Below are 20,826 nucleotides of genomic sequence, written 5' to 3' on the forward strand. Positions count from 1 at the left end.
TCGGGAGACCATGGTAAAGACTGGTCGCCTGCAAACGAACTGTTTTTACTCATCCTGCAGGCACCGGGTGCCCGGGCCTGCAGGTCAATCCTGTCAACCGTGGGCTGACTTGGCGCATTCGCAACCCGTCGCCGCCGCGCAGGGTTCACCATGAGCATGGTGCTCGGCACAGCCCTGGCAGCAATAGCCCTTGCCGTCTTTCATTATTGCGTCAGCGCCCAGTACACATTTGCAGTGAGGGCAAGCACAGGTTTGATCTGGCATGGTCAGACTCCTTTTTCATGGTCGTCCGGTGCGGCGAGCGCCGCACCTTAAGCAGTGACCCTGGGCAAGCAAGCATGGTTCAGCGCCGTCAGTCGGCCCGGCGGCTATTACTGCGGTACATGAACACCAACGCCAGGGCAAGCAATAGCATGGCGAGGATACGGCTGCCCGACAGCTCGATTGCCGGGTTGCCCAGCCAGCCAAAGTTGTCGATCAGCATGCCCATGCCCAGTTGCCCGACAATCACCGCCACCGTGGCGACGGCTGTGCCGACCACAGGCACCGCGCCGACCATCACCATCATGTACACCACGCCAAACAGGGCACCGGTCAATTGCCACTTTGGCACCTCCAGCAGGCTGACGGCCTGGGCCGGTTCGAAGAAAAATATCAACAGCGCCGTGGTCAGCGCGCCCACCGCGAAGGTCAACAGACTGCTGCGCAATACCCCCACCGTCTGGCCCAGACGCCCATTGATAGCGGCCTGCACACTCAGCACCGCCCCCGCTGCAATCACCACCACCAACAACATAAACAGATTCATCGCCTTAGCCTCGTGCAATCAGAACCAGAGCCGCCACAATCAACGCCAACGCGATCCAGCGGTCGCCATTGACCCGTTTGCGCGCCGTGCCGAACCAGCCGAAGTGGTCGATCAACACACTCTTGCCCACCTGGCCCGAGAGGATCGCGATCATGGTCATCGCGATGCCGATGTGCGGTGTAGCCAGGGTCAATACCACCACGTACATCGGCCCCAGAAACCCGCCGATCAGCTGCCAGCGCGGCAGCTGCGTGAATGCTGGACCCTTTTGCGGGCCGCTGAACAGCAGCAGTAAAAACAGAATCGCCGTGCCAACACCAAAGATGCTCAACGTCGCCCACAAATGCCCGACCTGCGCGCCCAATGGCCCGAGCAACCCGGCCTCCACCGACAGGCCCATGCCCGCCAGAATTACCAACGGCAACAGCAGCAGCCGTAAAAGGTTATTGCTCGGCCTGGCCTGCGCCAGGCCTTCGGTAGAACGTGCCTGCATACATCACCCGTGTATCTCAAGAAGGGAAAAACATGGCGCGCATTATCCGGTGGCCGTGCTGTGCGATAAATGGGAATATGCGGACAACACCTTTGCGCAAAACGCACAGCCTGGAGAAATGATGCAGGGCTTGAATGAACTGAGTTTCAAGGCGCTACGCCTGTTTGTGGCCGTGCTGGACCAGGGCAGCTTTTCCGAAGTGGCCCGCCGCGAAAGCCTGGCGCCCTCCTCCATTTCGCGGCAGATTCAACTGATGGAACAGGCCGTCGGCCAGCAATTGCTCTACCGTCATACGCGTGCCGTCAGCCCCACCGAAGCCGGCCGCTTGCTGGGCCGTCACGCACGCTTGCTACTGGAGCAACTGGAGACCGCGAACCAGGCCCTGCAGGAGCAAGACAGCGAACCCAGCGGCCTGGTGCGCATCAACGCGCCCATGGCGTTCGGCCAGCGTCACCTTTCACCCTGGCTGGGAGGGCTGTGCCGGCGTTACCCGAAGCTGCAACTGGATATCCAGCAGACCGACACCTTCGTCGACCCGCTGCAAGACGGCACCGACCTGCTGTTTCGTATCGGCGTGCTCAATGACTCGGGCATGCAGGCGCGCATCTTCGCGCCGCAACGCTTTCGCATCGCCGCCAGCCCCGCCTACCTGGCCCAGCATGGCACGCCGCGCCACCCCGACGAATTGGCCCACCACCACTGCCTGGCCTACAAAGGCATCACCGGTCAGCAGCGCTGGTTCTTCCGCCGCGGCCAGGGCGATTGGACCCCCTATAGCGTCAGCGGCCCCATCACCGGCAACCACGCCGACACCCTCACCCACGCCGCCGAACAGGGCCTGGGCCTGGTGGTGTTTCCTTCCTGGCTGATTGGCGAAAGCCTGCGCGCCGGCACCTTGCAGGCGGTGCTGAGTGAGTATGAGGTCGCGACAACCCTGGAGCCCCAACAGATCGCCGCGTTGTGGCCGGGCAGCCGCAGGCTCTCATTGAAGGTGCGCACGGTGATCGACTATTTCGTGGAGTGTTTTGGGACGGTGCCGTATTGGGATCGGTGAGTGTGACCGCCCCCTGATGGAGCGCAAACTGTTCGAAGGCGGTGTTGAGAAAACGAGCACATGACTCAACCCTAGCTCAGAACAACCACTGCCCGATCAACCACGCATTCGCCCCACTGATCACCGCGAACAAAAACCACGCCAGCAGCCGCGTGGGTAGCCGGTTGACGAATGGCCCCATCAATTGCTTGTCGCCAGTCATGCGGATCAGCGGGTACAGCGCAAAGGGCAACTGCAGGCTCAGGACCACCTGGCTGAGAATCAGCAGCTTGCCGATGGCATCATCGCCCATCAGCCATACGCCTAGAAACGCCGGGATCAACGCCAGCCCACGGGTAATCAGGCGGCGCTGCCAGCAGGGTATGCGCAGGTTGAGGTAACCCTCCATGATCACTTGGCCGGCAATGGTGCCGGTAAAGGTCGAACTCTGGCCCGAAGCCAGCAAGGCGATACCGAACAGAATGCTGGCGAAAGCACCGCCGACCAAGGGATCGAGCAGGTGATAGGCGTCCTGGATCTCCACCACATCGGTATGGCCGGTCTTGTAGAAGGCTGCAGCCGCCAGCACCAGGATGGCGGCGTTGACCAACAGCGCCAAGGCCAGGGAGCCGATGGTGTCGATACGCGCCAGCTTGACCGCGTCCTGTTTGCTCGCCAGGTCCTTGCCGATCAGGCGGGTCTGCACGATGGAGGTGTGCAGGTAGAGGTTATGAGGCATGACCGTCGCGCCGAGAATACCGATGGCCAAGTACAACGGCGCCGCATCGCTGATAGCCGACAGTGACGGAGTGAAGCCACTGAGCACGTCGGGCCAGTAGGGTTTGATCAGCACCAGTTCGATGAAAAAGCACACGCCGATGGTGGCGACCAGCGCCAGCATGATCGCTTCCAGGCGGCGAAAACCACGATTTTGCAGGGCCAGGATCAACAGCGTATCGAAAGCAGTGATGACAATGCCGGTGGTCAGCGACACGCCCAGCAACAGGTGAAACGCCAGGGCGCAGCCGAGCACTTCGGCAAGGTCTGTGGCGATGATGGAGATTTCCGCCAACACCCATTGGGTACGAGCAGAGCGCTGGCTGTAGCGCTCACGGCACAGTTGCGCCAGGTCCTTGCCAGTGGCGATACCCAGCCGTGAACACAGGCACTGCACCGCCATCCCCGCCAGGCTAGCCAGCAGCACCACAAACAACAGGCTGTAGCCGTAGCGTGAACCGGCTTCAATGGCCGTTGCCCAGTTGCCGGGGTCCATGTAGCCGATTGAGATCAACAGGCCGGGGCCAGCGAACATCAGCACCCGTTTAAAAAACGAGGCCTTGGGATCAACAGCGACAGAGCCGGCCACTTCCGGCGGGCAGAACGGGGCGGTAGCGATTTTCGGCAGGCTGAATTTCACGCGGTATTCCAGGCAAATACACAAGACTTGGGCAGCAGCTTATCAGTCGGACGCGACCGTGCGCATCACCGTGTCTCGCGGCAGTTCAAACGCTTCCACCACTTGCACCACCAGTTCCAGTTCCTGGTTAAGGGCCTCGCGCTCCATGCGCTGGCGAATCACGCCGATCACCAGTACCGCCAGGGTGGTGATCGAATACGCCGGGCCGGAAAACGCTCGCACGCCGCTGACCAGCAACATCGCCGCAGCCAGCGCCTGGCCCACCACCGGAATCGCCGTGGCCGCACCGCGCCGCAGGATAAACCCGGTCAGCCCGGCCAACGCCGTGCCGCTCAAGGCGGTGGTGGCCGAACGCCCCAGATCGAAACGGTTGAACAGCCCCTGCTCTTTTTGTGCAGCCGCCTTGAGTTCGGCCTCGAACGCCTGGCGATCAGCGCGACTGAGTTTGTCCTTGTACTGCTCGATCAGTGTTTCTGCGACCTGCCCTTCGATCTCTGCCAGCGCCACGTGCTCAAGTGGCTGGTCGAACTTGATACCCAGGCGTTGCGCCACATCTTCGGCAATCTGGCGATAGCCCACGCCATGGCCACGGGCCAGGTTCATAAAGCTATCACCGCCCATGCGCTGCAATTCGATGGCCAGTTTCAACGGCTCGCGCACACTGGCATCAATCGCGGCACTGCGCTTTTGCGCCATCAGTTCGGCAAGAAACTTCAGCTCCTCCGGCCGCGCTTGCACCAATGCCGGGTACAGGTCCACGTCCGCTTCGGCAAAACGCACTTCACTGCTGCGCGAGTCCACACGGATCATCCCGCGCCGCTCCTGCAGCAAATCGGTGTACTGCACCACCGTCTTCAACTGCGGCCAATAGGCGGCATGATCGAAGCTGGCCAGGTGCACATTGGTGACCTTGGCCTTGAGCGCGGGCGTTACGTCAATCGCATAGCGGCCAATGCAACGCTCGGTGTCGGGTTTCATGGCCAGCGCCCAGTCCTTGCTGGAGTGGCAGTTGATCAACCGCCCCTTGAGCGGCGCCGACACATCATCCCAGGGGCTCGATGTACAAATCGCCCCGCCCATCAACAACAGGTTATCGAGCGGCAGTTCGCGAGCGATCTCGGGGCTGGCCAGCAAGCTCTTGACCAGGATACGCGCGCCCAGGGAGTGGCCGATCAGGTTGATGCGCCGTACCGGCAGCGACTGGTCGTGCAGGTAGCCGGCCAGCTCTGGCAATAACGTCTTGGCCACTTCATCGACCCGTGCCTCGACACTTTTGTAATGGTCGAGAAAATAGGCAATGGCCTTGCCCACGCCCACCGTCGCCGCGCCCAGGCCGCCACCGCCGAGCAGCGAGGCGAGCACGTCCTTGAACGGTGCGAACAGGTTTTCCAGAAAATGCCCCGCCGGCCAGAACAACATCAGGTTGGTCGACCCTTCGATACCGGCCAGTTGCTCCTTGAAACTGCCCAGTTGCTGACGGTTGAAGAAGGCCGAATAACCGTGAACATAGAGATTGAGCACATCCCCCTGGGGCTCGCCACACAAGACGAACGTGGGTTTGCGGGTGCGGTGCATTTCATCCCACTGGTGTTGCATGGGGCGGTGACTCCTGGCGGCAAGGGATGGCGATAGTAACAAACAGAGCCGACAAGGAAGGTGAATCCTGACCAGCGTTCGCCACGCTCAGGACAATGGGAATAGCCTGAATCTGGCGAAGAGCCCAGCTACTTCAACAGGCAAAGTTGTCAATTTTGACCTGGCCATCCGGAAAAGTGGCGATGATTTCCAGCTCGCCCCCCATCGCACGTATGTAGTCACGCAACGTGCTGATGTACATATCAGTACGACGCTCCATCTTCGAAACCGCTGCCTGGTTGATATTCAATGCCTTTGCCAGGCTTGCCTGGCTCAGTTGCTGGGCTTTGCGCAACTCATGCAGCGGCATTTCTTTCAAGTGTTGCTGAAATATCTGCTCGGCATCGGCGCGCGCCTCAGGTGTCATGCGAGCTTTCAGTTCCGCGAATTTCTTAGCCATGGTCACGGCCCTCTTTACGCAATGAGTCTAAATGTACGTCGTACAGCTTCTCTGCCAAGGGTACGTACTCGTGGTACCAACGGTGCTGTGCGGTTTTATCGCCACCTATCAGCAACACTGCACAGCGCCGAAAATCGAAGGCATACAACACCCTGTAAGGTCGCCCTGCATGCTGTACCCGCAACTCTCGCAGGTTGCCGTGCCGAGCACCCTTGATATCGCTGCTATGGGGAAAGCGCAGCCCAGGCCCGAACAGCCCCAGCAAATCAACACTGGCAGCCACCGACGATTGCTCCTTTGCATCCAAGCCATCCCACCACTCTTCGAATTCATCCGTGTATTCAACGTCCCAGACCATGCAAATATGCCACCCAAGGAATATAAACTCAAGTGCATAACTTTAGGCCGACGTCGGTTGGTCGCCAGCCGTGTTCCGGAAGAAATTGTATTCACATCCTTCAGGCTGCCCGGTGAGCAATAAATGCCCTGCTTTCATGAACCAACGTACTTCTTCAAAAAATCCTCCAAAAAAAACCGCCCTTTCGGGCGGTTCAAAAAACTCGGCCGTGATCAAAAACCGAGGGAGAAACTCACGGTCACTGCGTGGTCCTTGTCGTTACGCGAGAGTTGGCCCGAATAGCCCAGGCCCAGTCTGCCGTTCTGGCTGATCTGGTAATCCAGCCCCGCTTCCACCACTGCGCTGTCCTTGGCAATCGGCACGCCTTGGGTACTGAACGAGCCACCGCCATTGATAAAGCTCAGGTCGGCGTCGGGCTTGGTATCACCGAAGGCATGGCGCCAGCCGATGCTGCCCCGCGGGGTGATTTTCGAGCCGTTGCCCAGGGTGATGGTCTGGCCAATGCGCACGCCCAAGGTCGAGTAGGTGATGTCCTGGTCGGCATCGCCACGCAGGGCTGCCGAACCGCCTTTTTCCTTGATGGTGTCGCTGTCGTAGTTGACGTAGGCCAGGCCGGCGAACGGTTCCAGGGCCACGCTAGGGGTTTGGATGGTGTAGCCGACTTCACCGAACACCTGCGCACTGCGTGCCTTGTAATCGGCTTTGAGGCGTTGGCCCTCGCCACCGACGGCCACGTTGCGTTTGCTTTCGACGTCATGCCAGCTGTACGCCACGCCCATGCGTGCGGCGAAGGCTTCCTGCTGGTAGGCGGTGTAGGCCATCAGGTGGTAGCTGTCCACATCGGCGCTGGAACTGCGGCGCTTGGCGTCCAGGTCGCTGCGGGTATAGCCGGCGGCCACGCCCACGCGCCAGGCGTCGTCCACTTGCTTGTCGGTGCCGAGCAGGAAGCCGCTGAGGTTGCGGTCCAGCTTGGCGCTGTTGCTGTCACCGCCCATATGGCCCCAGGTGCCGAGCACGCGCATCCAACCGACCATCTCGCCATGGCAACCGGCGCTGCTCAGGTGGTTCTCGCTAGGTGCCAGGGCATTGCGCGGGTCGTCCTCGCGGTAGCAACCGGGTTGGCGCAGACGCTCGTTGACCGCGTCACGCACGTAACGCGAATCTTCAAGCATGGCGCTGGCGGTGCTGGCGTGGATTTCGCCGGACAAGCTGTCGAAGGCTGCACGTGCCGCTGCCACATCTCCATTAAGCAGTGCGTTTTGCACCGCTGCGCCACCGACTGCGGTGCCTGTGCCCAACGCCGCCGCCACGCCGCGCTGGTTACCGGTGGCCGCCACGCTGGCGTAACTGACGTTGTTGCGGCTGACCGCCAGGGCCAGTTGGGTTGGGCTGTAGTTCAATGCGGTATTAAGGAAAGCCAGGTTCTCTAGATTAGTGGTGGCAAAGGTACCGTTGACTGCGCCCGCGGTCAGCAGCGTATAGGTGGTGGCGCCGGCATAGGGTGCAAGGTTGATCACATTCAAGGTGCCGCCCAGGTTGGCGGTGCCGCCCACGGCCAGGGAACCGGTGGTGGATGGGGTGATCACCAGGTTCAGCGCACCGGTACTGGCGTTGGTGAAGTTGCCGGCCACGGTCAGCTTGCCGCTGTCGGGCGTCACCGAGCCGTTGTTGACCAGCGAACCGACACTGCCGTTACCGGTCAGCCCCGCACCGTTGGCCACGGTGACTTGGCCACCGAGCACGGCGCCTGGGTTGGCCGCGTTGCCCACTTGCAACACGCCCTCTTCCACCGCCACGGTGCCGCTGAACGGCTGGTTGCCGGTCAGCAACAGCGCGCCTGCGCCTTGCTTGATCAGCGCACCAGTGCCGCTCAAGGTGCCGCTGAATTGGCCATTGGTGCGTTGGGCAAACAACAACCGCGCGTTGTTGAGGATCCTGCCACGCAGGCTGGTGGTGGTGCCCGCCAGCGTACCGCCACTGACGGTGGTGCCGCCGGTGTAGGTATTCGCGCCAGTCAGCAGCAAGGTACCGGCATCCAGTTTGTTGATGCCGCCGGTTCCCACCAGCGGTGCATCAATCTGGGCAGTCACGCCGGAATTGACTCGCACCGCCGCCAGGCTGCCATCCGCCGCGTTGGTCGGGCTCAAGCTGCCGCCTTCGCCGGCCGTCAGCACGTAGCCGGCGTCCAGCACTTGCAGGCCGGTGAAGCCTTGGTTGCCGACCACGGTCACGGTGCCGCCCTGCCCGCCAAATACCGCGAACTGGTTGGTGGACGCCTGCCCCTGGGTGCCGGTCGGGTCGGTCCAGTTGGTGCCCGGGCCCCAGGTGCCACTGCCACCTGTAATGGTGCCATCGGGATTGGTGGTGCCGCCGTTCCAGAACTGGATCTGGCCTGGCGCGGTTTGCACCACCAGGTTGAGCTGGTTGGCCAGCGCCGTCTGCAGGCTCAGGTTGCCCAGGGCCACCGGCAAGGTGCCAAAGGTGAGGCCGTTATCGGTCAAGCTGCCGCCGTAGCGGAACAGTTGGTACACGCCGACGCCGAAGCCGCCCGTATCGCTAACGTTGAGGGTGCCGTCCAGGGTCAGGTTGCCCGCCACGTTCACCGCCGTACTGGAGGCACCCGGTGCGCCGAGGGCGAAGTCCAGCGTGGTGCCCGATGACAAGGCCAGCGAACCCACCGACAGCGGCGTCGCGGCGCCGGCCTGGAGCACCGAGCCGTCTGCCATGTTCACCGCACCGCCCAGGGTGCCGCTGCCACCGAGGGTCGCGCCGCTGGCGACTTGTACCGCGGCGCTGTTCAAGGTGCCGTTGACCAGCAGGCTGCCGGTGTTGACGTTGGTGTTGCCGGTGAAGGTGTTAGTGCCGCTGAGCAGCAACGCACCGGTACCGGTTTTATTCAACACGCCGGTACCGGTGAGGTTGCCGGTGTAGGTGCCGTCGGTGGCTTGCTCAAAGGTCAACGCCGCATTGTTGGCGATAGCGCCTTGCAGGCTGGCGGTGTTGCCCGTGGTGCTGCCGCCGTTGAGCGTGGTACCGCCGCTGTAGGTGTTGGCCGCGGTCAGCAACAAGTCGCCGTTGCCATTTTTCACCAGGCCGCCGCTGCCGCTGACCACGCCGTTGAGGGCCAGGTCGTGGCTGCCGGCCAGGGTCAGCGGGCCACCCAGGTTGAGGGTATTGGCCAGTTGCAGGTCGGTGCTGCCATCCAGTTGCGCCGCTCCGCCGACCGTCAAGGCACCACTGCCCAGGGCAGCATTATTGCCAAGGATCAATTGACCGGCGTTCAGGCCAGTGCCGCCGCTGTAGCTGTTGACGCCATTGAGCGTCAGCGCTGCCGTACCGTTTTTCACCAGGCTGCCGCTGCCGCTGATAACCCCGTCCAGGGTCAGCGCGTTGCTGCCTGCCACCGCCAAGGCACCGTTGAGTACAGCCGCATTGGCCAGGCTGACCGCCGCGTTGCTGTCCAGGGTGGTGCCGCCGGCCGCCGTCAGAGCGCCTGTGCCGAGGGCACTGTTGTTGCCCACCACCAGGGTGCCGCCATTCAGCGCGGTACCGCCGGTGTAGCCATTATTGCCGTTGAGTACCAGGGTGCCGCTGTCGAGCTTGGCCAGGGTGCCAGCGCCGTTGAGGGTCACGCCCAGGGTCGCGGTGGCATTGGGGTCGACGCGCACCGCGGTGTTGCCGGTGCCGCCATTGACCAGGTTGAGCACGCCCGCCGTGCCGGAGCCCAGGGTGTAGCCATCAGTGACGAACTGCATGCCGGTGATGTTTTGCGTGCCGTCCACCGTCACGTTGCCCGCCGCGCCTTGGAACACCGCGAAGCTGTTGACCCAGCCTTGGTTGAGGGTGCCGTCGACATTGGTCCAGTTGGTATTGCCGGCGTTCCAGGTGCCGTTGCCGCCGTCAATCGCACCGTTGCCGATCAGGCTGTTGCCATCCCAGAACTGCACGGTGGTGTTGGGTGCAGTCACCAGCAGGTTGACCTTGCTGGTGATCGCGGTCTGCACTTGCAGGTCGCCCGGCACCACGCTGCCTGGCAGTGTGCCGAGCGCCAGGCCGTTATCGGTCAAGGCCCCGGTGTAGTTGATGAGGTTGTAGACGCCGCTGCCAAAGCCGCCGATATCGGTGACATTGAGGTTACCGTCCAGGGTCAGGTCGCCGCCGACATTCAGCAGGCCTGTGCCGCCACCCAGCACCGGGGTGCCGAGGCCGACATCCAGGTTCGAGTTGCCACCCAGCACCAACGAGCCCACCGACAGTGTGCTGCCGGAGGCCAGGCCGATGTGCCCACCGTCGGCCACGGACACCGCGCCGGCCAATGAGCCGCTGCCGGCCAGGGTCGCGCCGCTGTTCACCGCCACCGTGCCGCTGGCCAGGGAACCTGTGACATTCAAGGTGCCGCCGTTGACGTTGGCTGCGCCGCTGATGCCATTGGTGCCGCTCAGGTTGAGCACCCCGCTGCCGTTTTTATCCAGGTTGCCGGCACCGTTGAGCGCGCCGCCAAAGCTGTTATCGAGGTTGCTGCCTCCCACCGCCAGCGTAGCGCCGCCCGCCACCTGCACCGTGCCGGTGCCAGCCAGGCTGTTGAGGTTGGCATTACCACCCAGGTTGAGGCTCGCGCCGCTGCCGACAGTGACGCCGGAGGTGGTGCCCAGCGCACCATTACCCGCCGTGGTCACGCTGCCGGCCGCCACGGTCAGTGGGCCGCTGAAGCTGTTGTTGCCAGTCAGCAGCAGGTCCGCCGCGCCATTCTTGATCAGCGCTGCATTGCCAGCGAGTACGCCGGCCAGGGTCAGGTTGTTGCTGCCAGCGACGCTGAGGTCGCCATTGAGGTTGACCGCATTGGCCAGCACCAGCGGCGTGCTATTGGCCAGGGTCGCCGCACCGCCGACGGTTAATGCGCCCGAGCCCAGCGCCGTGGTGCTACCGAGGGTCAGCGTACCGGCATTGAGCGCCGTGCCGCCGCTGTAGGTGTTGGCGCCGTTGAGGGTCAGGTTGGCGCCGCCGGCCTTGGTCAACGAACCACTGCCGTCCACCACACCGTTGAGGCTCAGGTCGTTGCTGCCGCCGACGGTGAGCGCGGCATTCAGGCTGGTGTTATTGGCCAGGGCCAACGCCGTGTTGGTGTCCAGGGTGGTTGCCCCATTGACCGCCAAGGCACCGCTGCCCAGGGCCGACGCATTGCCCAGGGTCAGGGAGCCGGCATTCAACTGCGTGCCGCCCAAGTAGGCATTGGCGCCGTTGAGCGTGAGGTCGCCCGCGCCGGTTTTGGTCAGCCCACCGGTACCGCTGACCAGGCCGTTCAGGCTCAGGTCGGCGGTGCCCAAAATGCCCAGGTTGCCAGCCAGATTGACCGTATTGGCCAGGGCGACCGCCGTGCTGCTGTCGAGGGTGGTGCCGGCGGCCGCGTTCAGGGCGCCACTGCCCAGGGCCGTGTTGGAGGCCAGGATCAGGCCGCCTGCGTTGAGTGCGGTTGGGCCGGCATAGGTGTTGTTGCCACTGAGGGTCAGGTTGGCGATGCCATTCTTGATCAGGCTGCCCGTGCCCGCCACGGTGCCGGACAGGGTCAAGGCATTGCTGCCGCCGACGGTCAACGTACCGTTGACGTCCACATTGTTGGCCAGGTTGACCACAGCGTTGTTGTCCAAAGTGGTGCCATTGGCGGTGGTCAATACGCCGCTGCCCAGGGCACTGTCATTGCCGACCACCAGCGTGCCGCCATTGAGTGCGGTGCCGCCGGTGTAGCTGTTGGCGCCGTTGAGCACCAGGGTGCCGGTGTCGAGCTTGGCCAGGGTGCCACCGCCGTTGAGCGCGACGCCCAGGGTGGCGGTGACGCCAGGATCGACACGCACAGCGGTGTTGCCACCGGTGCCATTGAAGAGGGTCAAGGCCCCCGCCGTGCCACCCGCCAGGTTGTAGCCATCCGTGACGAACTGCAACCCAGTGATTGCTTGCGCGCCGTCAACCGTGACAGTGCCCGCCGTGCCTTGGAACACGGCAAAGCTGTTCGGGGTCCAGGCTGTATTGAATGCGCCGTTGACGCCGGTCCATTGGCTGGCGCCTGCACTCCAGGTGCCGCTGCCGCCTTCGATGGTGCCATTGCCCGTGGTTTGGCTACCGTCCCAGAACTGCACGTTGGTGCTGCCGTTGACCAGCAGATTAACCTGGTTGCCAATGGCGGTTTGCAGGTCCAGGTCGCTGGCCGGGATGTTCACCGGCAGGCTGCCCAGCAGCAGGCCGTTGTTGGTCAGGCCGCCAGTGTAGTCGATCAGGCGGTAGATACCCGCACCGAAGCCGCCGATATCCGTGACGTTGAGGGTGCCGTCCAGGGTCAGGTTGCCGTTGACCTGAACCAGCGCCGTGCCGCCCGTGGCTGGCGCGCCGAGGCCCGCATCCAGGTTGGAGTTGGCATTGAGCAGCAGCGAACCGGTGGTGAGGGTCGCGCCGGAATTGACGGCCAGGTGGCCGCCGTCGGCGATGCTCACATTACCCAGCAAGGTGCCGGTACCGCCGAGGGTGGCGCCACTGGCCACCGCCACATTGGCGCTGGCCAGTGAGCCATTGACGAGCAAGCTGCCGGCGTTGACCTGGGCATCGCCGGTCACCACGCTGAGGCCACCGAGGGTCAAGGCGCCTGTGCCGTCTTTGGCCAGGTTGCCGAGGCCTGCCACGACCCCGTCGAAAGTGCTGTCGAGGTTATTGTTGCCGACGCTCAAGGTGCTGCCGGCCCCTACGGTCGCAAGCCCGGTGCCAGTGAGTGCGCCCAGGCTGGCACTGCCGCCCAAGTTCAAGGAGGTACCGCTCGCGAGGTTGACCCCGGCGCCGACACCCAGTGCCCCATTGCCCAGCGTGGTGAGGCTGCCCGATTGCACATCGAACAGGCCGTTGAAGGTGTTAGTACCGGTGAGGCTCACATCCGCCGTGCCGGTTTTGACCAGGCTACCGCTGCCGGCCAGCACGCCGGCCAGGGTCAGGTTATTGTTGAGAGCGCCCACGGTCAGCCCAGCGTTGAGGTTGACCTCATTGGCCAATACCAGCGGCGTGCTGTTGGCCAGCGTGGCGGCGCCGTTTACGTTCAAGGCGCCGGTACCCAGGGCCGCTGCCGTGCCCAGCGTCAGCGTGCCGGCGTTGAGGGTGGTGCCGCCCTGGAAGGTGTTGACGCCATTGAGGGTCAGGTTGGCTGCGCCGTCTTTGCTCAGGCCAGCCGTGCCGGTGACCAGGCCACCCAGGGTCAGGTCATTGCTGCCGGTGACGGCGAGGTTGGCGTCAAGCACGACGCCATTGCCCACGCTCAGCGCTGCCGTGTTATCCAGGGTCGCCGCGCCGCCAACGGTGAGGTTGCCCAGACCAAGGGCGGTGGCGCTGCCCAAGGTCAGCGTACCGGCGTTCAGGGTGGTGCCACCCAGGTAGGCGTTGGCGCCGCTGAGGATCAGATTGGCCGTGCCCTCCTTGGTCAGGCTGCCCGCACCGTTGATTGCGCCGCCGAGTGTCAGGTCAGCGGTGCCGCCGATGCCCAGGTTGCCAGCCAGATTGATCGCGTTAGTGGTGGTAACCGCCGTGCTGGCGTCCAATGTTGTGCCGCCGGCGGCGTTCAACACGCCCGTGCCCAGCGCCGTATTACTGGCCAGGATCAACCCGCCTGCGTTCAAGGCCACAGGGCCCAGGAAGGTATTGGTGCCGCCGAGTGTCAGGTCTGCCGTGCCATTCTTGATCAGGCCACCGGTGCCGCTGATGGCGCCATTGAGCGCCAATGCGTTGCTGCCGCCAACCGTCAGGCTGCCGCTGAGTACCGCATCATTGCCCAGGGTTACGGAGGCGTTGCTGTCCAGGGTGGTGCCCGCCGCAGCGGTCAGAGTGCCGGTGCCCAGCGCGGTGTTGCTACCGACCACCAACGTACCGCCATCAAGCAAGGTGCCGCCGGTGTAGCTGTTGGCGCCATTGAGCACCAGCGTGCCGGTATCGAGTTTGTTCAGAACGCCCGCGCCGGTGATATCGACGCCGAGTGTGGCAGTCGCCAGTGGGTCGACGCGCACGGCGAAGTTGCCACTGCCAGTGCTCAACTGCCCACCGGTGCCATTGACCAGGCTGTAGCCATCGGTAGCGAATTGCAGACCAGTGATGGTTTGCACGCCATTCACGCTGACAGTACCCGCCGCGCCTTGGAACACCGCAAAGCCGCCGCCCCAGGTCTGGTTGGAAAGGCCGTCGGCCGACGTCCAGTTGGTGCCGCCCGTTGTCCAGGTGCCGTTGCCACCGTCCACAGTGCCGTTGGCAATGGTGTTGCTGCCGTCCCAGAAACGAATATTCGGCGCCGCTACCACCAGGTTGACCTGGCTGCCCACTGAGGTCTGTACCAGCAGATCACCCAGGCCATAACCCAGCGGCACCGTGTTGATGTTCAATGCGCCGGTCAAGCCGCCGGTGTAGTTGATCAAGCGATACACGCCGGCGCCGAAGCCACCGGCATCGCTCACATTAAGGTCGCCGGCCAGATTCACGTTGCCACCGACATTCATCAGCGAGGTCAGCGACGGTGCGCCAAGAGCCACATCCAGACTGGCCCCGGCACTCATGTTCAGGCCAGCGGCCGACAAGGTCGTGCCACTGCCCAGCGCCAAGTGCCCGCCGCTATTGATATTCGCCGTACCCAAGAGCGAGCCACTGCCGGTGAGGGTGCCGCCGCTATTCACGTCGACCAAAGCGCTGCCCAGAGAACCATCGACATCCAGAGTGCCCGCGTTGATCGCCGTGTTACCGGTGATGCCATTAATTCCGTTGAGCGTGAGCGTGCCGGCACCCACCTTGATCAAGCTGCCCGCACCGCTCAGGTCACCGTCAAAGGTACTGCTGGTGTTCACGCCACCCACGGTGAGTTCCAAACCGCCGCCGACTGCCACGCCACCCGCACCACTGAGGCCGGCCAAGCTGGAATCGACGCCCAGGTTCAGCGCAGCGCCAGCGCTGACATCAACGCCGGAGGTGCTGCCCAATGCACCGGCGCTGCCGGTGGTGACGCTGCCGGAGACAATATTCAATGGCCCGGTAAACGTGTTGTTGCCGCTCAAGGTCAGGTCAGCCAAGCCATTTTTGATCAGCGCACTGGCGCCGCTGATCACGCCGCTGAGGTTCAGGTCATTGTTACCCGCGAGCGTCAGGTCGCCATTCAAGGCAATCCCGTTGCCCAGGGTGAAGGTCGCGCTGGTATCCAGAGTGGCCGCACCGCCGACCGTCAAGGGGCCTGCGCCCAAAGCGCCTGCCGTGCCCAAGGTCAACGTACCGGCGTTGAGGCTGGTGCCACCGGTGAAAGTGTTGGTGCCGTTGAGGGTCAGGTTGGCCAGGCCATCCTTGATCAGCGCCCCTGCGCCGCTGACCACACCGCCCAGGGTCAGCCCATTGGTGCCGCCGACGGTCAGCCCGGCGTTGAGGACAATGCCATTGCCCAGCGCCACCGCTGAGTTGCTGTCCAGGGTTGCGGCGCCGCCGACGGTCAAGTTGCCCAGGCCAAGCGCCGTGTTGCTGCCGAGGGTCAGGCTGCCTGCATTCAGGGTGGTGCCACCCAGGAAGTTATTGTTGCCGCTGAGTGTCAGGCCGGCCGCGCCGTCTTTGGTCAGGCTGCCCGCACCGTTGACCGTGCCGCCCAGGGTCAGGTTGGCGCTGCCACCGATTCCAAGGTTACCGGCCAGGTTGATCGCGTTGGCCAGCGTCGTACTGGTACTGGCGTCCAGGGTCGTGCCCCCGGCTGCATTCAACGTACCCGCGCCCAAGGCACCGCTGGCGCCAACCACCAGCTTGCCGCTGTTCAGCGCAGTGTTGCCCAGGTAAGTGTTCGCTTGATTGAGGATCAGATCCGCCGGCCCGTTCTTGATCAAGCCGCCAAGGCCCGTCACCACGCCGTCAAGGGTCAGCGCGTTGCTGCCGCCAAGGGTCAGGTTACCGCCCAGGTTGAGGTTATTGCCCAGGCTCACTGCTGCACTGGCATCCAGCGTGGTACCCGCCGACGCGTTCAACACACTGGCGCCGAGCGCAGTATTGGAGCCCACCACCAGCGAACCGGCGTTGAGGGCCGTGGCGCCGGTGTAGGTATTGTTGCCCGTAAGCGCCAGGCTCGATACGCCCTCCTTGATCAACCCGGAACCACCGCTGACAACCCCGCCAAGGGTCAGCGGGTTCACGCCGTCTACGGTCAGATTGGCGTTCAAGGTAATCGCATTGCTGGTGGTCAGCGCAGCATTGCTCTGCAAAGTACCTGCACCCGCCACGGTCAAGGCACCGGTGCCTAGCGCGGTGGCATTGCCCAGCGTGAGCGTGCCGGCGTTCAAGGTAGTGCCACCCTGGAAGGTGTTGGCGCCGCTGAGGATCAATTCGCCGGTCCCGGCTTTGTTCAAGCCAGTATTGCCCGAGATCAGGCCGCTCAAGGTCAGCCCGGTAGCAGCCCCCTGCACCGTCAGTCCACCGGTTCCGAGGGTCATCAGGTTAGCCAGCGTCAAGCCGTTGCCGGTGGCCTCGATAGCGCCGCCGTTAGACGTGAGCACACCGCTGCCAAATGTCGCGTTGTTATTGAATTGCGCCACACCGCCATTGAGCGTAGTGCTGCCGCTGACCAACGGCCCCTGCAACGTCCAGGTGCCACTGTTGATGGCCAGGTTGTTGAAGTTGACATAGTTGGCGCTTGAAGCCGTGCCGGTGCCTGTACTGCCACCACCGACGCCCGTCGTGTTTTCAAGGATCAGCGAGTTGCTGCCGCCTGCGCCGCCGTCCACCTGGCCGGTGGGCGCGAACGTCAGGTTCACGCCGATCAGTCCGCCAAGGCTTAAGCCGAGGCCGCCGCCACTGGTCACTTGCGACCCCGTGACTGCCGTAAAGGTGTTGGTACTGGCGGTCCCCATCGACACGCCGCCAGAGATAGTGCCGGTGTTGCGGAACGTGTTTCCCGTAGCAGAGCTTTCGAACGCCACGCGCCCGGTCAGGGCGCCGTTGTTGGTCATATTGACCTGCCCGCCACCCTGCACGGCTACCACCGGGGTATCGGACGTGAACAGCGACAGGCCGAGCAAGGAGGAAGAACCAATGACGCCGTCGTTGACAATCGTGGTGGTGCCGCCTGCGCCGTTGGTGGCGTTCAGGGCCATGCCATCCAGCGAGGCCAGGTTCAGCCCCAGCAACGCGCCAGTACCGCGCATGATGCCGGTGGCACTGTTAGTGATGTTCAACACGCTGGCTGCCGTGTTGCCGATCACCACACCACCGCTCAGCACTGAAACCAGTCCGAGGAGTGCCGGGTCAATAGTGCCGGAGTTGTTCAACGTGGCGTTGTTACCGGTCAGAGTCAGTGCTTTACCGCCCAGCGTTGCGTTGAGTTGCGCCCCGGCATTGACGTTGACCGTCAGGTTATTGACCGCGCTGCTGAAGGTATTGAGGAACAATGGCAATGACGGTACGCCCGTACAGGTCACCGTCGCGCCGACCGTAGGACTTGCCGGGCTACAGGCGGCAAACACATCCGGACTTGCCAGGCCCATCACCAGCCCGGCCACTCCGAGGCGAATCGCGAGAGAAAGTGCAGAAATACGAGGTAAAGCGGCAGTCGCAAGTCTTCTATCCACGTTCTACTCCTTGTGGTCCAAGCCTTTCATCCGTGACTGCGTGCAAGCCTTGTTTCAACGATCCACACGCATCGAATTCGAAACACCTGACCGTGGTGACTACTGATCCAGTTTTTCGAAACGTTAGTAGACCTGCGCGAAAGCCATTGAATTAAATGGTATTAATACTTTCGTAAAACCGGCGTAAGAATGGGATGAGAGCCAACATCCATTGACTGTCGCGACAAAAATACAAGTTTCAAAATGTGAAAAAGCGCTCTAATAGCGCTCTATTTCCCCTGCTGTGGAATATTTTTGTGGCCCCCCGAGTTGATCTACGTAAACGATGGAGTTCGTGATGCCCCATGAAGGCAACCTGTTACAAGCAGCCGTGGTGTTCCTGTTCGCCGCCGTGCTGGCCGTGCCACTGGCCAAGCGCCTGCAATTGGGCGCAGTGCTGGGCTATCTGTTTGCCGGTGTGATCATCGGCCCGTCGGTTCTCGGCCTGATCGGCAACCCGCAAAGCGTGGCGCAGTTCTCTGAACTGGGCGTGGTGCTCTTGCTGTTCATCATCGGCCTGGAGCTGTCGCCCAAACGCTTGTGGGTGATGCGCAAGGCAGTGTTCGGCGTCGGTCTGGCTCAGGTCCTGCTCACCGGTGTGGTGATGGGCGCGGTCGCGCTATGGCTGTTTGGCCAGTCGTGGAACAGCGCCATCGTGCTGGGCCTGGGCCTGGCGCTGTCGTCTACGGCGTTTGGCCTGCAAAGCCTGGCCGAACGCAAGGAGCTCAACCAACCCCACGGGCGTCTGGCCTTTGCCATCCTGTTGTTCCAGGACATCGCCGCCATCCCGCTGATCGCCATGGTGCCGTTGCTGGCCGGCAGCGATCATCCGACCACCGAAGCCCAGGGCCTGCAACATGTGTTGCAGATCCTCGGCAGCATCGCGGTGGTGATCATCGGCGGGCGCTACCTGTTGCGCCCGGTGTTTCGCATTGTCGCCAAGACCGGCCTGCGCGAAGTGTCCACCGCCACCGCGCTGCTGGTGGTGATCGGCACCGCCTGGCTGATGGAGTTGGTGGGCGTGTCCATGGCCCTCGGGGCCTTCCTCGCCGGCCTGCTGCTGGCGGATTCGGAATACCGCCACGAACTGGAATCCCAGATCGAGCCGTTCAAGGGCCTGCTGCTGGGGCTGTTTTTCATTAGCGTGGGCATGGGCGCCAACCTCAGTTTGCTGCTCAGCACGCCGCTGGTAGTGATCGGCCTGACCCTGCTGCTGATCGGCTTGAAGCTGCCGCTGCTGTACGCCGTCGGGCGGATGGTGGGCGACCTCAATCGCGAAAGTGCCCTGCGCCTGGGCGTGGTGCTGGCGGCGGGGGGTGAGTTCGCCTTCGTGGTGTTCAAGATCGGTCGCGACCAGGGCTTGTTCGAACCGCAGCTGTACGACGTGCTGGTGCTCACCATCACCCTGTCCATGGCCGTGACTCCGCTGCTGTTGCTGGTATGCCCGAAGCTGTTCAAACCCAAGGCCAAGCCGGTGGAAGTGCCCGAGGAATACCGCGCCATCGAAAGCGATGCGCCTCGCGTGGTCATCGCCGGCATGGGCCGGATGGGCCAGATCGTGGCGCGCATCCTGCGCGCGCAGAACATCTCGTTCATCGCCCTCGACACCTCGGTGGAAACCATCGAGCTGACCCGCAGTTTCGGCGGCATGCCGGTGTTCTACGGCGACCCCCAACGCCCGGAAATCCTCCACGCTGCCAAAGTCGATCAAGCGGAATTCTTCGTGATCGCCATGGACGACCCGGAGATCAACATCAAGACCGCCGAGCTGGTGCGCAACCTCTACCCGCACATGAAGATCATCGCCCGTGCGCGTAACCGCCAGCACGTACACCGCCTGGTGGACCTGGACGCTTCACCGGTGCGCGAAACCTTCTACTCCAGCCTGGAAATGAGCCGCCGTACCCTGGTCGGCCTCGGTTTGAGCCAGGCCCAGGCCGATGCGCGCATCAACCGCTTCAAGACCCACGACCAGCAGGTACTTGCCGCCCAACACGCGGTATACGACGACGCGGCCAAGGTCATGCAAACTGCCCAGGAAGCCCGTGCGGAACTGGCGCGCTTGTTTGAAATGGACAGGCTTGACGAGGAATCCTCCGACAAGCTGTGATGGGCTGGATGAACGAAATTGCGAATTTTCTGACAGAATACGCCGCAATTTCGTTCATCCCCGGAGTGCTTCATGGCCACGTTCACCAAAACCGCAATGCTGCTCGCCCTAGCGCTTACCGCCGGCAGCGTGTTCGCTGCCACCAAGCCCGCCACACAGACAATCTCCACCTTGGGTGGCAAGTTCACCTTCAAACTGCCCAAAGCCTACAGCGCCGATCCCCTGCCCTCCGGCACGGCGCAAGACGGCACCGCTGACACCCAAGGCACCCTGTACGCCAACTCGACGACGAAAAGTGTGGTGATCGTCGCCGAAACCGTGCGCAACGATGGGGCAACTATCCAGGATAACGACCCGAAGTTCCTCGACGGCGCCGTGGCCGATTTCGTCAAGAACCAGAGCGCCGCCATGCCCGACTTCAAGAAACTGGGCGAGAAGAAACTCACCTACAAGGGCCTGGGCCTGCGCCAGGTGGACAGCAGCGCTACCCAAGGCGGTGGCAAGACCTTGAACTCCACGTTCCTGGGTGGTTCGGGCAACCATTTGCTGGTGATCCAGGCGATTTCCCGGGCGGACGATGTGAAGGGGCATGCGCAGTTGGTGAAGCAGATTACGGGCGGCAAATAACCCTCCTCTTTACAGCCAACACAAAACCCATGTGGGAACGGGCTTGCCCGCGATGGCGGTGTGTCAGTCACTCACTCTGTTACTGAGCCACCGCCATCGCAGCATAGGTATCTACATAACTCTGTTAGCTCAACGGTAACCACGATGCGAAGCGAGCCGCTTTTGATCTTGATCTGCTTTTGATCTCAGGCGCCCCGTTAAACCACGCTGGCCGGAATTCGACAGGGATTTGGGGGGTAAACCGGCAGGGATGCCGGTTTAGCCGCCCCGCGCCATGGATGGCGCGTGGCGGCGGCCCCCCAAATC

General features: G+C 63.0%; 11 protein-coding genes. 3 read left to right on the plus strand and 8 right to left on the minus strand.

Going from position 1 to position 20,826, the window contains the following annotated elements:
* Positions 1–93: 93 nt before the first annotated feature.
* From GIV35_RS13245 to GIV35_RS13255, 3 genes are all read right to left on the minus strand, one after another.
* Positions 94–264 (minus strand): putative metallothionein, encoded by a 171-nt coding sequence (locus tag GIV35_RS13245; RefSeq protein ID WP_019816816.1) that lies wholly within the window; start codon positions 262–264, stop codon positions 94–96.
* Positions 265–352: 88 nt separating this feature from the next.
* A complete protein-coding gene (locus tag GIV35_RS13250; protein ID WP_003191976.1) occupies positions 353–808 on the minus strand; it encodes a DMT family transporter in 456 nt (151 codons plus the stop codon).
* A 4-nt stretch (positions 809–812) separates the two neighbouring features.
* Complete coding sequence (locus GIV35_RS13255; protein WP_197883834.1) at positions 813–1,301, minus strand: DMT family transporter; 489 nt, start codon at positions 1,299–1,301, stop codon at positions 813–815.
* Between the two features lie 121 nt (positions 1,302–1,422).
* On the opposite strand from GIV35_RS13255, the gene GIV35_RS13260 reads away from it, so the two are divergent.
* A complete protein-coding gene (locus GIV35_RS13260; protein ID WP_054918678.1) occupies positions 1,423–2,355 on the plus strand; it encodes a LysR family transcriptional regulator in 933 nt (310 codons plus the stop codon).
* Between the two features lie 76 nt (positions 2,356–2,431).
* On the opposite strand, the gene GIV35_RS13265 is transcribed toward GIV35_RS13260, so the two are convergent.
* The 5 genes from GIV35_RS13265 to GIV35_RS13285 form a co-directional block, all read right to left on the minus strand.
* Positions 2,432–3,751: an Nramp family divalent metal transporter gene (locus GIV35_RS13265; protein WP_003191984.1), complete on the minus strand. Its 1,320-nt coding sequence runs from the start codon at positions 3,749–3,751 to the stop codon at positions 2,432–2,434.
* Between the two features lie 42 nt (positions 3,752–3,793).
* The gene (locus GIV35_RS13270) at positions 3,794–5,347 is read right to left on the minus strand and encodes a DUF726 domain-containing protein (protein WP_223023868.1); all 1,554 of its coding nucleotides are present in this window, start codon (positions 5,345–5,347) and stop codon (positions 3,794–3,796) included.
* A 133-nt stretch (positions 5,348–5,480) separates the two neighbouring features.
* On the minus strand, positions 5,481–5,786 hold the full coding sequence (locus GIV35_RS13275; RefSeq protein WP_105226565.1) for an XRE family transcriptional regulator: 306 nt from the start codon (positions 5,784–5,786) through the stop codon (positions 5,481–5,483).
* Positions 5,779–6,144 carry a type II toxin-antitoxin system RelE/ParE family toxin gene (locus GIV35_RS13280; protein ID WP_198715428.1) on the minus strand — a complete coding sequence of 122 codons (366 nt, stop codon included), beginning with the start codon at positions 6,142–6,144 and terminating at the stop codon, positions 5,779–5,781. The genes GIV35_RS13275 and GIV35_RS13280 overlap by 8 nt, the downstream gene beginning before the upstream one ends.
* A gap of 212 nt (positions 6,145–6,356) precedes the next feature.
* Positions 6,357–17,744: an autotransporter-associated beta strand repeat-containing protein gene (locus GIV35_RS13285; protein ID WP_236485884.1), complete on the minus strand. Its 11,388-nt coding sequence runs from the start codon at positions 17,742–17,744 to the stop codon at positions 6,357–6,359.
* Positions 17,745–18,081: 337 nt separating this feature from the next.
* Between GIV35_RS13285 and GIV35_RS13290 the strand changes: the two genes are divergently transcribed.
* Together GIV35_RS13290 and GIV35_RS13295 are read left to right on the plus strand one after the other, a co-directional pair.
* Entirely contained in the window at positions 18,082–19,893 is a 1,812-nt protein-coding gene (locus GIV35_RS13290; RefSeq protein ID WP_034127310.1) for a monovalent cation:proton antiporter-2 (CPA2) family protein, read from the plus strand.
* Positions 19,894–19,965: 72 nt separating this feature from the next.
* Complete coding sequence (locus GIV35_RS13295; RefSeq protein ID WP_236265781.1) at positions 19,966–20,520, plus strand: hypothetical protein; 555 nt, start codon at positions 19,966–19,968, stop codon at positions 20,518–20,520.
* Positions 20,521–20,826 lie beyond the last annotated feature (306 nt).

The organism is Pseudomonas sp. PA-1-6B, from assembly GCF_021609545.1.
Classification (GTDB): Bacteria; Pseudomonadota; Gammaproteobacteria; order Pseudomonadales; family Pseudomonadaceae; genus Aquipseudomonas; species Aquipseudomonas fluorescens_BV.

Coding starts and splice junctions, on each gene's coding strand:
- GIV35_RS13245 (WP_019816816.1), bottom strand. CDS start 264: ATGCCAGATCAAACCTGTGCTTGCCCTCACTGCAAATGTGTACTGGGC.
- GIV35_RS13250 (WP_003191976.1), bottom strand. CDS start 808: ATGAATCTGTTTATGTTGTTGGTGGTGGTGATTGCAGCGGGGGCGGTG.
- GIV35_RS13255 (WP_197883834.1), bottom strand. CDS start 1,301: ATGCAGGCACGTTCTACCGAAGGCCTGGCGCAGGCCAGGCCGAGCAAT.
- GIV35_RS13260 (WP_054918678.1), top strand. CDS start 1,423: ATGCAGGGCTTGAATGAACTGAGTTTCAAGGCGCTACGCCTGTTTGTG.
- GIV35_RS13270 (WP_223023868.1), bottom strand. CDS start 5,347: ATGCAACACCAGTGGGATGAAATGCACCGCACCCGCAAACCCACGTTC.
- GIV35_RS13275 (WP_105226565.1), bottom strand. CDS start 5,786: ATGGCTAAGAAATTCGCGGAACTGAAAGCTCGCATGACACCTGAGGCG.
- GIV35_RS13280 (WP_198715428.1), bottom strand. CDS start 6,144: ATGGTCTGGGACGTTGAATACACGGATGAATTCGAAGAGTGGTGGGAT.
- GIV35_RS13290 (WP_034127310.1), top strand. CDS start 18,082: ATGCCCCATGAAGGCAACCTGTTACAAGCAGCCGTGGTGTTCCTGTTC.
- GIV35_RS13295 (WP_236265781.1), top strand. CDS start 19,966: ATGGCCACGTTCACCAAAACCGCAATGCTGCTCGCCCTAGCGCTTACC.